General features: G+C 49.7%; 3 protein-coding genes. All 3 read right to left on the minus strand.

What is annotated here, in order from left to right; all coding sequences use genetic code 11:
• On the minus strand, positions 1 to 1861 hold a 1861-nt coding region (locus BOW51_RS08740), incomplete at its 3' end, for an ATP-binding protein (RefSeq protein WP_135568182.1).
• A gap of 14 nt (positions 1862 to 1875) precedes the next feature.
• A complete protein-coding gene (locus BOW51_RS11700; RefSeq protein ID WP_503167674.1) occupies positions 1876 to 2064 on the minus strand; it encodes an HD-GYP domain-containing protein in 189 nt (62 codons plus the stop codon).
• Entirely contained in the window at positions 1997 to 3010 is a 1014-nt protein-coding gene (locus BOW51_RS08745) for a response regulator (protein ID WP_245828642.1), read from the minus strand. Before BOW51_RS08745 ends, BOW51_RS11700 begins: the two co-directional genes overlap by 68 nt.
• Positions 3011 to 3501 lie beyond the last annotated feature (491 nt).

Genomic DNA, 3501 nt, shown 5'->3' on the forward strand with positions numbered 1-3501 from the left:
CCTTTTCTCCGGTTGCGGCAATTTGTACCTGATGGCCTGCGATTCTCAGAATTCCTTCAAGCACCTGCTGATTGACCTTGTTATCCTCGGCAACCAGGATATTGAGGTTCTTGCCGCTGCCCTGCCGTGCATAGTACTCCGCCAGGGTTACGATATTGCTATCCTCGAAGCTCAGGCTTTGCGCGGCATGAATCGAGTTATAAAGCAAACGCTTGTCGTCCGGTGATTCAAGTGTGGATATGTAGTATTGATTGGCCTGGTTGCTTTCGATCATCGAATCCGAAGAATTGACCAAAATCATCGAAAGATGCTCGAGCTCGCGTTCTGAGCTAATCTGTTTGGCTAACTGAGTGGGATTGAGATCGTGCATGACTGCCTGAGCGACAATCAGAATCCTGTAAGGATTTTTTTCCTCGATCGAATTAACCAGCAGTGAAAACGCGCGGGCTGCGGATTTCACCCAATCGAATTCAATCGACCAGTCCTTCAGTGATGGCCGGATTATGGACGCACATTCCTCGCTACTCAGAAGCAGCACTCGATTGCTTGACAGCTCCTGTTCACGTTGCGGCATGATATCAAAGGGCAATTCGAACCAAAATGTGGAGCCTTCGCCAAGCGTACTCTCAAGACCAATTTCTCCACCCATCAGTTCAACCAGATCCCGACAAATCGTCGTGCCCAAGCCGGTGCCACCAACACTGCGACTGCCAGCCCCCTCGGCTTGAGTAAAATCCTCGAAAATCTTTTGCTGCATGGATTTGTCGATGCCGATCCCGGTATCGACAACTTCAAACCGAATACGTGGTTTCTTGTCGCTATCACCGCACGGAAAAACATGCAAATTCACGGTTCCCTGGTCGGTGAACTTGATGGAGTTATTGATCAGGTTGATCATCACCTGGCGCAGGTGTGGTTGATCCCCAATCAACTGAAACGGGGTATCCGGGTCAATCGTGCAGGAGAGATGCAAACCCTTTTTCTCGCCCATCGGCGCGAGCATGTAACGGACCGAGGTAATCAGTGCATGGAGGTCAAAAGGCTGCGAATCAATCACCAGTTTGCCCGCCTCGATCTTGGAAATATCGAGGATGTTTTCAATCAATTCGAGCAGCGTGGTCGCCGAGTTGTGCATGCAGTTGACTAATTCGTGCTGGTCAAACGTCAGGCTGGTCTCGCGCAGTAACTCGCCCATCCCAATCACACCATTCAACGGTGTGCGCAATTCATGCGACATATTGGCGAGAAAGCGGCTCTTGTACTGATTGGCCTGCTTGGCCTCATCGATCGCATGATGCAATTTCTTAAGCAGGAACGCTGAATACAGCGGTAATAGAATCAGCATGAGCAACAAGCTGATTGCAATCTGATAGTTTTGCTGCCAGTACTCGCCGTACATAATGGCCGGGACAAAACCGGCCAGGCTGACCACATGCGCAATATAAACGTAGCGGGTTCCGTAGCGAAAACCATTACCGAGGATGACCCACAGGTAGAGAACGAACAACGGAACGCTATAACCACCGGCCAGGTACATCACAATTGACAACGACACCAAGTCGAGAAAAATACCCGCTACCCGCCGTATCGGTGAACGTTTGGGGCGATACAAAATAGCACCAGCGATTAGTAGCGCGCCGGTGTAGTAGCCTAATGTAATCAGTGAAGGCAGGGTTTGCAGATGTTGCCAAAAGCCGAGTTGCGAGTTCCAGGGGATACAAAAGTAGGCCAACAGGATAATACCAATAGTTAGCCGTAGTTTTATCGCCTGTTCGGGTTCCGTATCTCCCGTTTTACGCAGCCGACTGGAAATCCATCTGGTCAGAACTTTTATGCGATGTGCTTTGCCTTGAGATTCCATATCCAGTAGTGGGATCAATCGTCCTTTAAATCAGAACGAATCTGGAATATGTTGTCCAGCCGGTTAAAGAAAGCTTTCACGCATTCCGGATCAAAATGCTTGCCCGATTCATTTTCAAGCATCGCCAGCGCTTTTTCATCTGTCCAGGCTTCTTTGTATGGTCGTTTGGTCGCCAGTGCGTCGAACACATCGGCTACCGCCACGATGCGCGCCTCTAGCGGAATTTCCTGCCCCCTTTAAGCCACTCGGATAACCGCTACCATCGAACTTTTCATGATGATTAAGCGCGATGATCGATCCCAACTGAATGTAACGCGACTGGCTGTTGCTCAGGATATTATGGCCAAAAACGGTATGCTGCTTCATTATTTCCCATTCGCTTGAGGTCAGCTTACCCGTCTTGAGCAGAATATGATCAGGGATACCGATTTTGCCGATATCATGCATCGGTGCCGCATATTCGATGTCATCACATTCAATTTGCGTAATGCCCAACTCTTCGGCTATGGCTCTTGAGTATTTGGCCATGCGCAGTACATGATTGCCGGTATCTGAATCGCGGTATTCACCCGCCAGACCGAGCCTGAGCAGGGTTTCGTGTTCACGTGACACGAGTTGCTGGGTCGCAACGTCAACCTGGCGCGCCAACCAGTCGGCCTTGTCACGAATGATCGACTGCTGCTCCTGCATCTTAAGCAGGTTACGACAACTGGTACGGCATTCAATCTGGTCGATTGGCCGAGTCAGGAATGCGGTGGCACCTGCATCCAGGGCCTCATAACGAACGGATTTTTCACTGACGACAGTAATCATCATGATGGGCACGGATTCGTAATCCGGCATACGACGTACCCTCTTGATGAACTCTACTCCATTGATCTCCGGCATACGATAGTCGGTGATGATGAGATCCACCGGGTTGGTCTTGAGCCAGTCCAGCGCCTTGCTCGCTGAACTGAAGCCCGATACCTGAAGATCGCTATCAATTTTCTGGATAACCATTTCAAGAATGGTGCGGCCAGTCGATTCGTCATCGACAATCATGACATGGCGCTGGCGGCGCAACACACTCAATTCGCGGGCATTCTCATATGGCTCAACATTGGTTGATTGCCTGGGGATTGCGGGTTTTTGCTTGTGTTTATTCAACGTCTAATACCCGTTATACATTTCATGTTCAACCGCTGGAGGACCTATAGCAGCCGCACAATGTACTCCGGCCATCATTCACGGTCACTAAATAACGGCGAAGTTTGTCGAATTTCACGTTATTTGCTTATTTTTTAACCTTTTCCCTTTTTTAAAACCATTTCCGTCCCTGAGCGTGTTCAACCACTTTTGTCTAACGCACGAACCAACGGTGCCTATACCATAGATATCACGTAAAGGAAGTATAAACACCCTTTTCACCCACGTCCAGCAGCTACAGGTGCAGCTAAACCGGGGGCGCCTGCGGCGTCCAAAATGCGCCATAGGTTCATATAGTTCTGCGTATCCTTGCACGGTCTATACACGAAAAAAACAGGCGGAGAGTGAGGGATAGCAAGCGTGTCTTTGATCTCGTGATGTAAAACGGGACATCCAAGTCGCCCTTTTACACTCGATCTTCGACAGCCTTTATTGCCCCGGACGCCCTGCGT

It is taken from the genome of Solemya elarraichensis gill symbiont, from assembly GCF_002021095.1.
GTDB lineage: Bacteria > Pseudomonadota > Gammaproteobacteria > Chromatiales > Chromatiaceae.